The sequence below is a fragment of the Pseudomonas sp. S150 genome, assembly GCF_004526365.1.
Lineage (GTDB): Bacteria > Pseudomonadota > Gammaproteobacteria > Pseudomonadales > Pseudomonadaceae > Aquipseudomonas > Aquipseudomonas putida_A.
Genome location: NZ_CP038207.1, coordinates 2,004,198 through 2,016,341 on the forward strand (window position 1 = coordinate 2,004,198; position 12,144 = coordinate 2,016,341).

Sequence of the window (12,144 nt, forward strand, 5' to 3'; positions counted from 1 at the left end):
AATCAATTCCTTGTGGGAGCGCTGAGCTCTTTGACGATGGCGTCGAGGAACGCCTGGATCACGTCCTCGTTGCGTTTGAAGAAGTGCCACTGGCCGGCTTTCTGGCTGCTGATCAGACCTGCGCGTTGCAGGGTCGCCAGGTGGGCGGAGACGGTCGACTGCGACAGGCCGCAGCGTTGATCGATCTGCCCGGCGCAGATGCCGTACTCGTGGTTGTGTATCTGCTCAGGAAACTGGGCTTTGGGGTCTTTCAGCCAGATGAGAATGTCTCGCCGTACTGGGTGTGCCAGGGCTTTTATTATTTCGTCGAGGTCGAGGTTCATGGCTTTATGCTCGTGATGTGTAGCGCTATATCGCGATGAGGCGAACTTTAAATCGGTATTTCGCGATATACCAATATGAATTTGATCTGACGACCGCATAAATCGGTATATCGGGTTATAACGATACGTGTGCTGTAACGATGAAAGCGCGCAGTGCTAAGCTGCGCCCATGAACTATCTCGCACATTTACACCTCGGAGGCCAGCACCCCGAGCAATTACTCGGCAGTCTGTATGGCGATTTCGTCAAAGGACGCCTGCAAGGGCAATTTGCACCGCAGATTGAAGCGGCGATTCAGTTGCATCGGCGCATTGATGTATTCACCGATCGCCACCCGTTGGTGGACATCGCCCTCGGGCGTTTCACCGAGACCCGGCGGCGTTACGCGGGGATTGTCCTCGATGTGTTTTTCGACCATTGCCTGGCCCGCGACTGGACGCTGTACGCCGATCAGCCGCTGGAACATTTCACCCGCGATGTTTACCGGGTGCTGTCGAATGAACGGCAATTGCCAGAACGCCTGGCGAAAATCGCGCCGCACATGGTTGCCAATGATTGGCTGGGTTCGTATCAGGAATTCGAAGTGCTGGACCAGGTGCTGCGCGGGATCTCGCGGCGTCTGACTCGGCCTGAGGAGCTGGCGGGGGCTATGCAGGAATTGCGGCGGTTGTACGAGCCGCTGAGTGAGGATTTCCGTTTGTTCTATCCGCAGCTTCAAGAATTTGCACAAACGTCGACAACGCAGTAACCCCCTGTGGGAGCGGGCTTGCTCGCGAATGCGGTAGGTCATTCAACATGTGCATTGGCTGAACCACCGCTTTCGCGAGCAAGCCCGCTCCCACAGGGGGGATCTGTGTTTCAGGCGGCGATCAATTCGCCGGCGCGACGCGGTTCGGCAGGTTTGGCCACCTCACCAAACAACGCCTTCTGCACCGCCTGCTGTGCTTCGAACGCCAGTGCTGCACGCTCGCGACCGACGCAGGCAATCGGCTTGAGCACGTGAATCTCGACATCGCCGCAGTCGTTGCTGAACAGACGCATCAGGTGCGACAGCAAGTCATCGTCACCAATGAACGGCGCCAACGCGTCGATTTCGCCATTGCGCAGATAACGGATCGCCACCGGTTGCAGCATCACCTCCGAATCGATTGCCGCCGACAGCAGGCGACCATGAAAGGTGCGCAGCGAGCGGCCATCGGTGGTGGTACCTTCCGGGAACATCAGCAACGGATGTTGCGTTTGCAGGTGACGGGTCATCTGTTTGCGGATCAACTGGCTGTCACCCGAACCGCGACGGATGAACAGACTGCCGGCCTTCGCCGCCAGCCAGCCGGCCACCGGCCAGGTGCGTACTTCGGCCTTGGACAGAAACGACAGCGGCGTGAGCATGCCCAGCAGCGGAATGTCAGTCCATGACACGTGGTTGCTGACCCACAGCATCGGTTGCTGCGGCAGCTCGCCGTGCACGGTCACGCGAAAGGGCAGGGCATTGCTCAAACGCGCCATGAAAAACCGCGACCAGCGCTGCCGACGTTGCATCGAGTGCGCCAGGCCCAGACGTTCGAACACGCCGAAGACGCTGGCCATGGTCAAGCCCAGCGCCACCACCAGCAGCACCCGCGTGATCCGCGCGTACACGCGCAACCGGCTCATCACACGGCCGCCTTGAAGTGCTTGGCGTAGCGCGGGCAGAGTTCGTCGCGCTTGAGCAGGATAAACACGTCGGCGACCTGGAAGTCTTCGTCCCAGCACGGCTCGCCGCAGATCTTCGCACCCAGACGCATGTAGGCCTTGAGCAGCGGTGGCATTTCGGCGATCACGTTCGATGGAATGTCCAGCGACGGCAGGGGATTCTTCGGCTCGGCGCGCAGGTGTTCGGTGCACAGATAACGCTCGCGCAGACGCTGCATGATCGCGTGGGCCTGCACGCCGCCGTCCTGCATCGGGATGCTCGCGCAACCCATCAGGTAGCTGTAGCCGCCCTGATTCAACACTTCGGCCAGTTCACCCCAGAGCACGGCGATGGTGCCGCCGTTGCGGTAGGCCGGGTCGACGCAGGTGCGGCCGATTTCGAGGATCGGGCCTTGCAGATGGGCGAGGCCGTGCAGGCTGAATTCTTCTTCGCTGTAGAACTTGCCCAGGCTGCTGGCGGCGGTGTGATCGAGCAAACGGGTGGTGGCGACCAGACGCCCGGTGTTCAGGTCACGCACGCCGATGTGGCTGCAGTGAACATCATAGTCATCCATGTCCAGACCCAGTTCCGCGCCTTTCAGCTTGGCGTTGAACTCGCCGCTGAATACGCTGAAGCGCAAGGCCTGGGCTTGCTGCAAGGCCTCGGCGCCGATCAGGCGTTCGGCTTGCAGGCGGCGTTCATTGCCGGTGTCGCTGATGCGGGCGATCTGAGTCATTTGAATCTCCGTACGGGCCTTGAACCCGTCGTGGGTTGCAGCCGATCGACTTTCTTTATGCAGCCATGTTGTGCAAAGTCAGGCTATGTAGCCCCGGTGTCATCACCGTGAACGTTTGGTGATGCTTGTATGACAGCCCTCAAGGAGCCTCTTATGCCCTGGCCCAGCCTGCTCGAAAGTCATGAACGTCTGCCCGCCGTCGCTGATCTGGCGGAAGGTTTCGCCACCTTGTTGCAGCAAGTGGGCAACGTGACACCGTTCGAACTGGCGGTGGCCGGAGGGCGTCGGATGGCGACGCCGGGGCTGGCATTTCTGGTGGGGTATCAGGCGGCGTTGCGCATGCTCTGGCCGAGCGCGCCGCCGAGTCTTGGCGCGTTGTGTGCGACCGAACAGCGCAGCCTGCGCCCGGCGGACATGCAGACGCGCCTGACGGATTTGCGCCTCAACGGGCGAAAGGATTTCGTCACCGCCGGGGACGCGGCGGACTGGCTGCTCGTCGCCGCGCGCAGTGAAGAACCCGGCGAAACGCCGCGCCTGAGTCTGGCGGTGGTCTATCCCGGCGAGCCCGGCGTGCGCGTGGAAAAACTCCCGGCGCTGCCGCTGATGCCGGACATCAGTCACGGTCGGCTGCATCTGGACGGCGCGTTGTGCGAATTGCTCGCGGGCGATGGCTGGGATGCTTATGTGAAGCCGTTTCGCAGCCTGGAAGATGTCTACGTGCTGAGCGCGATGACCGCGTGGCTGTACGGTGTCGGTCAGGACAGCGGCTGGTCGCAGCCGCTGCAACTGCGCTTGCTGGCGCTGTTGGCCGGGTGCGCGGAAGCGAGTCGCCAACCACCGAACAACCCGGCCGGGCATGTGCTGTTGGGCGGGTTGTTTGCGCAGTTTGATGCGCTGAAGGGCGAGATCGATCAGGCGTTGCGCGCGGGTAATCCGGAGTGGGCGCAGATGTGGCAGCGTGATCAGGGGGTGATGCAGTTGGCAGCGGGGGCGCGGGCCAAACGCTTGGCCAAGGCTTTGGCGGTGGGCTGACTGGCCTCTTCGCGAGCAAGCCCGCTCCCACCCTTGGAAAGCGTTTCAAATGTGGGAGCGGGCTTGCTCGCGAAGGCGGTGGCAAAAACACCACACATCTGTCATGTGGCAAGACTACCCTCAGCAGGTTCTCCCCAAGAGCCCTCACCATGTGCAAAAGCCTGTCCCTGTTTCTGCTGCTGATCAGCTTCACGGTCCAGGCCGAGCAATGGCCCGGTGAGCAATGGCCGACTGGCGCAAAAATCAGCGGCGCAGCGGTCGAGGCATTAGAGACCTACGCCTTCCCACCCCGCGACGACACTACCCGCCAGGGCATCCGCACGGACGCGCTGCTGATCATCCGCGACGGCCAGTTGATCTACGAACGCTACGCCGGCCCGACCCGTGCCGAGACCCCGCACCTGACCTGGTCGATCAGCAAAAGCCTGATGGCCACGGTACTCGGCGTGGCGTATGGCGAAGGCCTGTTCAAACTGGATGATCCGGTTTCGAAGTTTTATCCGGCGCTGGAAAAACATCCGGCGATCACCGTGGCGGATCTGCTGCACTGGGCTTCCGGGCTGGACTGGCAGGAAGACTACGAATACGCGCCGCTGAAATCCTCGGTGGTGGCGATGCTCTACACCCGTGGGCACCGCGACATGCCAGCGTTCACTGCCGATCACGATGCTTATGCGCCACCGGGGCAGACGTTCCGTTACTCCAGTGGCGACAGCAATCTGCTGGCGGCGGCGCTCAAGAACATGGTTGGCCCACAGCGTTATCCTGACTATCCATGGACCGCGTTGTTCGAGCCGCTGGGCATCCGCCACGCCGTGTGGGAAACCGATGCCGGCGGTACGTTTGTCGCGTCCTCTTATGCCTATCTCACGGCGCGGGATCTGGCGCGGGTCGGTTTGCTGATGGCCCGCGACGGACGTTGGCACGACCGGCAATTGCTGCCCAAGGATTGGGTCGCTTTCAACCGCACTGCCTTTGCCGGCTACAAGGCGCATCAGGACGAAGCGGTGCCCGGTGGTCAGTGGTGGCTCAATCGCCCGGCGGATGGCGCCGCCGCGCCGTGGCCCGACGCGCCGCCCGACACCTTCGCCGCCCTCGGCCACTGGGGCCAGGCGCTGTATGTGATCCCCAGCGAGAAACTGGTGATCGTGCGTTACGCCGATGACCGCGACGGCAGCTATCGCCACAACGAGCTGCTCAAACGCGTGCTCAAGGCGGTGCAGCCATGAAACTGTTGAAGCGGGTGTTGCTGTTGGCGCTGATCGTGCTGCTCGGCTGGATCTGGCTCGAACGGGCAAACCTCTGGGCGTTCCCCGACATCATCAGCGCCTACACGGCCAAGGAATATTGTTCGTGTCGTTACGTGATGAACAACGATGCCGAATATTGCCGGGGTTATGTGAAACAGTGGCTGCCAACCAGCGAATTCAGCGATGACAGCGCGAGCAAAACCATCACCGTCAGCGGCATGGGCCGCAGCAACCGCGCGCAGTGGCTGAGCGAACGGCAGGGCTGCCGCCTCAATCCTCAAGTCAATAGATAACCCTGTGGGAGCGGGCTTGCTCGCGAATGCGGTGTGCCATTCAGCATTTGTGTTGACTGATTCACCGCCTTCGCGAGCAAGCCCGCTCCCACAGGAGGTTTCACCAATCGATAGATTTGCGGCGATCAGTTTGCAATAACGGCGTGGGCGGTTAAGGTTCGTGCAGGTTTATCGCCCCCACGAGTATTCAATGTTCAACCGCTCCCTCTATACAGCCTTCGCCAGTCTGCTGCTGACTGCCGCCGCGCTGCCGGCGCAGGCCAACTGGTATCTGGATGGCGAGTCGTCGCGGCTGTCGTTCGTCAGCACGAAAAACGCCCACATTTCTGAAGTGCAGCGCTTTCTGGTGCTGCACGGCAAGGTCGATCCGGATGGCCGCGCTGAAGTCGAAGTCGAGCTGGATTCGATCAACAGCGGCATCCCGCTGCGCGACGAGCGCATGCGCAAGGAGCTGTTCCAGATCGAGCAATTCCCCGAGGCGACCATCAGCACCCGGATCGACCTGCGCCCGATCAACGATCTGGCCCCCGGTGCGCAGCTGGAATTGCGTCTGCCGCTGACCGTCAACCTGCACGGCAAGCAACATGAATACCCGGCAGAGTTGCTGGCCACCCGTCTCGACGACCGGCGTTTTCAAGTGGTGACCCTGGAGCCGGTGGTGATCAACGCCGAGGATTTCGATCTGGCGCCGGGGCTGGAAACCCTGCGCAACCTGGCCGGCCTGTCGGCCATCAGTCTGTCGGTACCGGTGGGTGCGGTGCTGATTTTCACGGCGCGCTGACATGCGCGGCGCGGTGTTCCCTTGGCGTGACGGCAACCGGTTCGAACTGTTGATTGACGGCCCGCAATTCTTCCCGCGCATGCTGGTGGAAATTGCCCGCGCCGAGGAGCAGGTCGAACTGGAGTTGTATCTGGTGGAGGCGGGCGCTTGTGCCGAGGCCGTGGTTCAGGCGCTGGTGCAGGCCGCCGAGCGCGGCGTGCGGGTACGCTGCCTGTTCGATGACTACGGCAGCCTCGCGTTTACCCTGCACCTGCGTCAGCGCCTGACCAAAGCCGGGGTCGAACTGCGTTTCTACAATCGCCTGAACTGGCGGCGCTGGGTCGGCAACTTCTATCGCGATCACCGCAAATTGCTGCTGGTCGATCAGCGTCTGGCGGTGGTCGGCGGCACCGGTGTTACCGATGAATTCTGGACACCGGGGCAGGACAGCAGCGAGTGGCACGAAGTGATGGTGGAAATCAACGGCCCGCTGGTGCTCGACTGGCAAGTGCTGTTCGACCGCCAATGGATCGCCAACCGCCATCGCCGGGCGTGGAAACCGTCGGCGCATGTCGGCCTGCCACGCTTGCCCAAGGTTCCGGACATGGGTGAGGGCATGGGCCGTGTGGCCTATGCCGATGCGCGTCAGCATCGCGACATTCTGCAGTCGCTGTTTCGTGCACTGAACAGCGGGCAGAAGCGCATCTGGATGGCCACCCCGTATTTCCTGCCGACCTGGAAAATCCGCCGCTCGCTGCGCAAGGCCGCTGCTCGCGGTGTCGACGTCCGGTTACTGCTGACCGGGCCGCGCACCGATCACCCGTCGGTGCGTTACGCCGGCCATCGCTACTACCCGCGCCTGCTCAAGGCCGGGGTGCAGATCTTCGAATACCAGCCGTGCTTCCTGCATCTGAAAATGGTGTTGGTGGACGAGTGGGTGAGTATCGGATCGTGCAACTTCGATCACTGGAACCTGCGCTTCAATCTGGAGGCGAATCTGGAGGCACTGGACCCGTCGTTGACGGCAGCGGTGGTGCAGAGTTTCGAGAAGGATTTCGGTCTGAGCCAGCAGGTCAGTCTGGAGGAGTGGCAGCGCCGGCCGTTGTGGCGGCGAGTGAAGCAGCGGATCTGGGGTTGGGTGGATCGGCTGGTGGTCAACATTCTCGATAGACGCGGTTAACGCCAATTCCGAACCCAGTGGATTCCAATGTGGGAGGGGGCTTGCTCCCGAAGGCGGCATGTCATTCAGCATTAATTTAGCTGATACACCGCATTCGGGAGCAAGCCCCCTCCCACAAAGGCCCCTTTCACACGGGCATTGGTTACTGAATAATTACAGCAACTCAAAGCTCTGCTGCGTCACATCCTGCGAATCCAGGCCGATCTGCACGTTGAACTTGCCAGGCTCGGCCGCGTACTTGAGCTGGGCGTTGTAGAACTTCAGGTCATCCTCGGTGATGGTGAAGTGCACGACTTTCTGTTCGCCGGCCTTGAGCATGACTTTCTGGAAGTTCTTCAGTTCTTTCACCGGGCGAATCATCGAACCGGCGACGTCCTGGATGTACAGCTGCACCACGGTTTCGCCGTCACGTTTGCCGGTGTTTTTCAGGGTGACACTGGCATCGAGCTTGCCGGTCTTGTTCAGCGTGGTTGACGACAGCGCCATGTCGCTCAGCGTGAACTGGGTGTAGCTCAGGCCGTAACCGAACGGGAACAGGGGACCGGTGGTGTCATCGAAATACTGCGAGGTGTAGTTGCCCGGCTTGCCCGGCGTGAACGGCCGGCCAATGCTCAGGTGGTTGTAGTAGGTCGGGATCTGGCCCACGGAACGCGGGAAGGTCACCGGCAGTTTGCCCGACGGGTTGTAGTCGCCGAACAGCACATCAGCGATGGCGTTACCGCCCTCGGTGCCGCTGAACCAGGTTTCCAGAATCGCATCAGCCGACTGGTTCTCTTCGAGGATGGTCAGCGGACGGCCGTTCATCAGCACCAGTACCAGCGGTTTGCCGGTGGCTTTCAGGGCACGGATCAGCTCGCGCTGGTTTTCCGGGATGTTCAGGTCGGTGCGGCTGGAGGATTCGTGGGACATGCCACGGGATTCGCCCACAGCGGCGACGATCACGTCGGCGTCCTTGGCCGCTTTCACCGCTTCGTCGATCAACACGTTGGCCGGGCGCGGATCATCGACCACTTCCGGGGCGTCGAAGTTGAGGAAGTTCAGGTAATCCAGCACCTTCTTGTCGCTGGTGATATTCGCGCCACGGGCGTAGATCAGGTTGGCCTTGTCGCCAATCACCGAGCTCATGCCGTCGAACAGCGTCACCGATTGCGCCGGCTTACCGGCCGCCGCCCAACTGCCCATCATGTCGATCGGCGCCTTGGCCAATGGACCGACCAGCATGACTTTCGCGTCTTTCTTCAGCGGCAGGGTTTCGTTCTGGTTCTTCAGCAGCACCAGGCTGCGGCGTGCCACGTCACGGGCCTCGGCGCGGTGCAGACGGCTTTCGGCGTAGGTGTCGGCCGGATCATCCTCGGCCTTGCCGATGCGCAGGTACGGGTCCTTGAACAGGCCCATGTCGTACTTGGCGGCGAGCACTTCGCGCACGGCGTTGTCGATGTCTTTCTGCTCGATCTCGCCGGACTTGAGCAGCCCCGGCAGCTCTTTGCCGTACAGGGTGTCGTTCATGCTCATGTCGATGCCGGCCTTGATCGCCAGCTTCGCCGCTTCACGACCGTCAGCGGCCACGCCGTGCTTGATCAGCTCGAAGATCGCCCCGTGGTCGCTGACGGCCAGGCCCTTGAAGCCCCAGTCCTTGCGCAGCAGGTCGTTCATCAGCCAGGTGTTGGCGGTGGCCGGAATGCCGTTGATCGAGTTCAACGCCACCATCACCCCGCCGGCACCGGCGTCGATCGCCGCGCGGTACGGTGGCAGGTAGTCCTGGTACATCTTCACCGGGCTCATGTCGACGACGTTGTAGTCGCGCCCGCCCTCGACCGCGCCATACAGGGCGAAGTGCTTGACGCTGGCCATGATGCTGTCAGCCGCGCTCGGCGTGTCGCCCTGATAGGCCTTGACCATCACTTTGGCAATGCGCGAGGTCAGGTAGGTGTCTTCACCGAACCCTTCGGAGCTGCGGCCCCAGCGCGGATCGCGGGAGATGTCGACCATCGGCGCGAAGGTGATGTCGAGGCTGTCGGCCGCGGCTTCCTTGGCGGCAACGCGCCCGGACTGACCGATGGCGTCCATGTCCCAGCTCGATGCCAGGGCCAGCGGAATCGGGAAAATCGTACGGTGACCGTGGATCACATCGTACGCAAAAAACATCGGAATCTTCAGGCGACTGCGCATCGCCGCGTCCTGCATCGGACGGTTTTCCGGGCGGGTGATCGAGTTGAACGTACCGCCGATGTTGCCGGCGGCGATCTCTTTGCGGATCAACTCACGGGGCATTTCCGGGCCGATGCTGATCAGGCGCAACTGGCCGATCTTTTCATCGAGGGTCATTTGTTTCATCAGATTGCTGATGAACGCGTCCTTGTTTTCCAGGGGTACCGGGGTCGTGGCGGCCAATACTTGATGACTGGCCAGGCTGACGAACAGGCCCAGCAAACACAGCTTCTTCATGAATATTTTTCTCAAGGGCCCAAGCGGCAATGCAATGCCGGCCAGCCAAAAGTTAGGGAGCGACTATTGTTGTTCGGGTGCAGGCTCAAAATGACCGAGCCAAAAACGCCCGCCGACACTCGGCTGCGTTTGCGCAGGGCCTCTTTTTAGCCCATCGGCCCGTTGCAATCCAGTGGCGCGGCCGATTATGCCCCAACCGCTGATGCAGAAAGTTTCACGGTCGGTTTTTTATGAAATATGCCAGGGAGCATCACTTTGATGAATGTCAGTCCAACCTACCGCTCGCGTCTGCAGGTCGCCACGTTACTGGTGCTTGCCACTTTGTTGACCGCGTGCGGCATCAACAATATCCCGACCCTCGATGAACAGGCCAAGGCGGCCTGGGGCCAGGTCCAGAACCAGTACCAACGCCGTGCCGACCTGATCCCCAACCTGGTGGAGACCGTCAGAGGCTACGCCAAGCATGAGGAGGCGACCCTGACCGCCGTGGTCGAGGCGCGGGCCAAGGCGACGTCGATCCAGGTCGATGCCAGCACCCTCGACAATCCGGAAAAACTCAAGCAGTTCCAGCAGGCTCAGGATCAGTTGAGCGGTGCGCTCAGCCGTTTGATGGTGGTCTCCGAGCGTTATCCGGACCTGAAGGCCAACCAGAACTTCCTTGCCCTGCAATCGCAGCTCGAAGGCACGGAAAACCGGATTGCCGTGGCGCGGCGCGATTTCATTCTGGCGGTGCAGAAGTACAACACCGAGATCCGCACGTTTCCCGGGCGCCTCTGGCACAGCGTGATGTACAGCGACCTGCCGATTCGCGAAACCTTCGAAGCCACCACCCCCGGTGCGGAAAAGGCCCCGGAAGTGAAGTTCTGATTCGAGGTTGCCCATGCGTGTGTTGAAGATAGGCCTGGTGCTGATGCTCTGGCTGTTCGCCGTCAGCGCCCGGGCCGAGTTGACGTTCCCGGCGCTGAGCGGGCGGGTGGTGGACGAGGCGCAGATGCTCGAGCCGTCGGTGCGCGCCCAGTTGAGCCAGCAATTGCAGGCTCACGAGCAGGCCACCGGCGAGCAACTGGTGGTGGTCACGGTGCCTGATCTGCAGGGCACCACCATCGAGGATTACGGCGTGCAACTGGGCCGGCACTGGGGCATCGGCCAGAAGGACAAGAACAACGGCGCGCTGCTGATCGTCGCCCGGGACGAGCGCAAACTGCGCATCGAAGTCGGTTACGGTCTGGAGGATCGGCTGACCGATGCGCAGAGTTCGGTGATCATTCATCAAGTGATCACCCCGGCGTTCAAGGCCGGCAATTTCAGCAAGGGCATCAGCGACGGCGTGGCGGCGATGCTGGTGGTGCTCGGCGGCAATCCTCTGGACGAACCATCGACGGTGTACGAGTCGAGCGGCGATCCGCAGAGCGATTTTGTCTCGCGTCATCCGCTGTTGTTCGTTTTTCTGGTGGTGTTGTTCATCCTGACCGTGTTTGTCTGCCAGATGCTCGGTATCCTTCCCGCCGGCCGTGGCGGCTCCGGAGGCGGGGGCGGTTTCGGCGGTGGTGGATTTGGCGGTGGCGGTGGAGGCGGGGGCTTCAGCGGCGGCGGGGGCAGTTTCGGCGGCGGCGGTTCGTCCGGCGGCTGGTGAACACACAACAATAATGATCAGGCACTTTTCGACATGGCATTACTGACTGAACACGAACAACGCAAAGTCGCCGAAGCGATCGCCCGGGTCGAGCGCGATACCGATGCCGAACTGGTCACCGTGCTGGCGGCCCGCGCCGATGACTACGCGTACATTCCGCTGCTGTGGGCCAGCCTGCTGGCGCTGCTGGTGCCGGGCATCGTCCATTACCTGACTGGCTGGCTGACCATGCACAGCCTGTTGCTGGTGCAATGGGGGCTGTTCATCGTCCTGTGCCTGCTGTTTCGCCTGCCGAAGATCACCACCCATCTGATCCCGCGCCGCGTGCGCCACTGGCGGGCATCGAACCTGGCGCGGCGGCAGTTCCTCGAACAGAACCTGCACCACACCGTGGGCAGCACCGGGATGCTGATCTTTGTCTGCGAGGCCGAGCGCTACGTGGAGATTCTGGTGGACGAGGGGATTTCCCGGCGGCTGGACAACAAAAGCTGGGACGCGATTGTCGCCGCGTTCACCGAGCAGGTGCGGCAGGGGCGCACGCTCGAGGGCTTTGTCACCTGCATCGAGGCCTGTGGGGAACTGCTCAAGGTGCACGTGCCGGTGACGCAGGTGAGGAATGAATTACCCAATCGGTTGGTGGTGCTGGCCTAGAAGCCCCTCACCCCAGCCCTCTCCCGGAGGGAGAGGGAGCCGACCGAGATGTCTTGCGCTCGACATCGGCCTTAGAAACCGAGTCGATTATGGATTCAAAGGCACTCTTTCAAGTCGGTGAACCTCTTCAATATCCCCCAATCAGTCCCCTCTCCCTCCGGGAGAGGGT

The 12,144-nt window shown here is 61.7% G+C and carries 13 protein-coding genes; 9 read left to right on the forward strand and 4 right to left on the reverse strand.

Going from position 1 to position 12,144, the window contains the following annotated elements:
* Positions 1 to 2: 2 nt before the first annotated feature.
* Positions 3 to 323, reverse strand: a complete 321-nt coding sequence (locus E3Z29_RS09180; RefSeq protein ID WP_003222436.1) for a helix-turn-helix transcriptional regulator — start codon at positions 321 to 323, stop codon at positions 3 to 5.
* A gap of 169 nt (positions 324 to 492) precedes the next feature.
* Here E3Z29_RS09180 and E3Z29_RS09185 point away from each other — a divergent pair, with 169 nt between their 5' ends.
* A complete protein-coding gene (locus E3Z29_RS09185; protein WP_134785605.1) occupies positions 493 to 1,071 on the forward strand; it encodes an ACP phosphodiesterase in 579 nt (192 codons plus the stop codon).
* Positions 1,072 to 1,181: 110 nt separating this feature from the next.
* On the opposite strand, the gene E3Z29_RS09195 is transcribed toward E3Z29_RS09185, so the two are convergent.
* Entirely contained in the window at positions 1,182 to 1,976 is a 795-nt protein-coding gene (locus E3Z29_RS09195) for a 1-acyl-sn-glycerol-3-phosphate acyltransferase (protein ID WP_134785606.1), read from the reverse strand.
* Complete coding sequence (olsB, locus tag E3Z29_RS09200; protein ID WP_007963187.1) at positions 1,976 to 2,731, reverse strand: L-ornithine N(alpha)-acyltransferase; 756 nt, start codon at positions 2,729 to 2,731, stop codon at positions 1,976 to 1,978. Before olsB ends, E3Z29_RS09195 begins: the two co-directional genes overlap by 1 nt.
* 153 nt (positions 2,732 to 2,884) lie before the next feature.
* Here olsB and E3Z29_RS09205 point away from each other — a divergent pair, with 153 nt between their 5' ends.
* The 5 genes from E3Z29_RS09205 (at position 2,885) to E3Z29_RS09225 (ending at position 7,246) form a co-directional block, all read left to right on the forward strand.
* On the forward strand, positions 2,885 to 3,763 hold the full coding sequence (locus E3Z29_RS09205) for an acyl-CoA dehydrogenase family protein (RefSeq protein WP_098967604.1): 879 nt from the start codon (positions 2,885 to 2,887) through the stop codon (positions 3,761 to 3,763).
* Positions 3,764 to 3,912: 149 nt separating this feature from the next.
* Positions 3,913 to 4,992, forward strand: a complete 1,080-nt coding sequence (locus tag E3Z29_RS09210) for a serine hydrolase (protein WP_098967606.1) — start codon at positions 3,913 to 3,915, stop codon at positions 4,990 to 4,992.
* On the forward strand, positions 4,989 to 5,306 hold the full coding sequence (locus E3Z29_RS09215) for an amidase (protein WP_098967607.1): 318 nt from the start codon (positions 4,989 to 4,991) through the stop codon (positions 5,304 to 5,306). Before E3Z29_RS09210 ends, E3Z29_RS09215 begins: the two co-directional genes overlap by 4 nt.
* A gap of 190 nt (positions 5,307 to 5,496) precedes the next feature.
* Positions 5,497 to 6,087: a YceI family protein gene (locus E3Z29_RS09220; RefSeq protein WP_134785607.1), complete on the forward strand. Its 591-nt coding sequence runs from the start codon at positions 5,497 to 5,499 to the stop codon at positions 6,085 to 6,087.
* Position 6,088: 1 nt separating this feature from the next.
* Entirely contained in the window at positions 6,089 to 7,246 is a 1,158-nt protein-coding gene (locus E3Z29_RS09225) for a phosphatidylserine/phosphatidylglycerophosphate/cardiolipin synthase family protein (RefSeq protein WP_098967611.1), read from the forward strand.
* 153 nt (positions 7,247 to 7,399) lie between these two features.
* Here E3Z29_RS09225 and bglX read toward each other — a convergent pair whose 3' ends face one another.
* Complete coding sequence (gene bglX / locus E3Z29_RS09230; protein WP_098967613.1) at positions 7,400 to 9,691, reverse strand: beta-glucosidase BglX; 2,292 nt, start codon at positions 9,689 to 9,691, stop codon at positions 7,400 to 7,402.
* Between the two features lie 258 nt (positions 9,692 to 9,949).
* On the opposite strand from bglX, the gene E3Z29_RS09235 reads away from it, so the two are divergent.
* The 3 genes from E3Z29_RS09235 to E3Z29_RS09245 are packed head-to-tail and all read left to right on the forward strand — an operon-like array spanning position 9,950 to position 11,975.
* Complete coding sequence (locus E3Z29_RS09235) at positions 9,950 to 10,558, forward strand: LemA family protein (RefSeq protein ID WP_007963199.1); 609 nt, start codon at positions 9,950 to 9,952, stop codon at positions 10,556 to 10,558.
* Between the two features lie 13 nt (positions 10,559 to 10,571).
* A complete protein-coding gene (locus tag E3Z29_RS09240; RefSeq protein WP_097086621.1) occupies positions 10,572 to 11,324 on the forward strand; it encodes a YgcG family protein in 753 nt (250 codons plus the stop codon).
* Between the two features lie 33 nt (positions 11,325 to 11,357).
* Positions 11,358 to 11,975 (forward strand): TPM domain-containing protein, encoded by a 618-nt coding sequence (locus E3Z29_RS09245; RefSeq protein WP_095138499.1) that lies wholly within the window; start codon positions 11,358 to 11,360, stop codon positions 11,973 to 11,975.
* Positions 11,976 to 12,144 lie beyond the last annotated feature (169 nt).

Coding starts and splice junctions, on each gene's coding strand:
- E3Z29_RS09180 (WP_003222436.1), bottom strand. CDS start 323: ATGAACCTCGACCTCGACGAAATAATAAAAGCCCTGGCACACCCAGTA.
- E3Z29_RS09185 (WP_134785605.1), top strand. CDS start 493: ATGAACTATCTCGCACATTTACACCTCGGAGGCCAGCACCCCGAGCAA.
- E3Z29_RS09195 (WP_134785606.1), bottom strand. CDS start 1,976: ATGAGCCGGTTGCGCGTGTACGCGCGGATCACGCGGGTGCTGCTGGTG.
- olsB (WP_007963187.1), bottom strand. CDS start 2,731: ATGACTCAGATCGCCCGCATCAGCGACACCGGCAATGAACGCCGCCTG.
- E3Z29_RS09205 (WP_098967604.1), top strand. CDS start 2,885: ATGCCCTGGCCCAGCCTGCTCGAAAGTCATGAACGTCTGCCCGCCGTC.
- E3Z29_RS09210 (WP_098967606.1), top strand. CDS start 3,913: ATGTGCAAAAGCCTGTCCCTGTTTCTGCTGCTGATCAGCTTCACGGTC.
- E3Z29_RS09215 (WP_098967607.1), top strand. CDS start 4,989: ATGAAACTGTTGAAGCGGGTGTTGCTGTTGGCGCTGATCGTGCTGCTC.
- E3Z29_RS09220 (WP_134785607.1), top strand. CDS start 5,497: ATGTTCAACCGCTCCCTCTATACAGCCTTCGCCAGTCTGCTGCTGACT.
- E3Z29_RS09225 (WP_098967611.1), top strand. CDS start 6,089: ATGCGCGGCGCGGTGTTCCCTTGGCGTGACGGCAACCGGTTCGAACTG.
- bglX (WP_098967613.1), bottom strand. CDS start 9,691: ATGAAGAAGCTGTGTTTGCTGGGCCTGTTCGTCAGCCTGGCCAGTCAT.
- E3Z29_RS09235 (WP_007963199.1), top strand. CDS start 9,950: ATGAATGTCAGTCCAACCTACCGCTCGCGTCTGCAGGTCGCCACGTTA.
- E3Z29_RS09240 (WP_097086621.1), top strand. CDS start 10,572: ATGCGTGTGTTGAAGATAGGCCTGGTGCTGATGCTCTGGCTGTTCGCC.
- E3Z29_RS09245 (WP_095138499.1), top strand. CDS start 11,358: ATGGCATTACTGACTGAACACGAACAACGCAAAGTCGCCGAAGCGATC.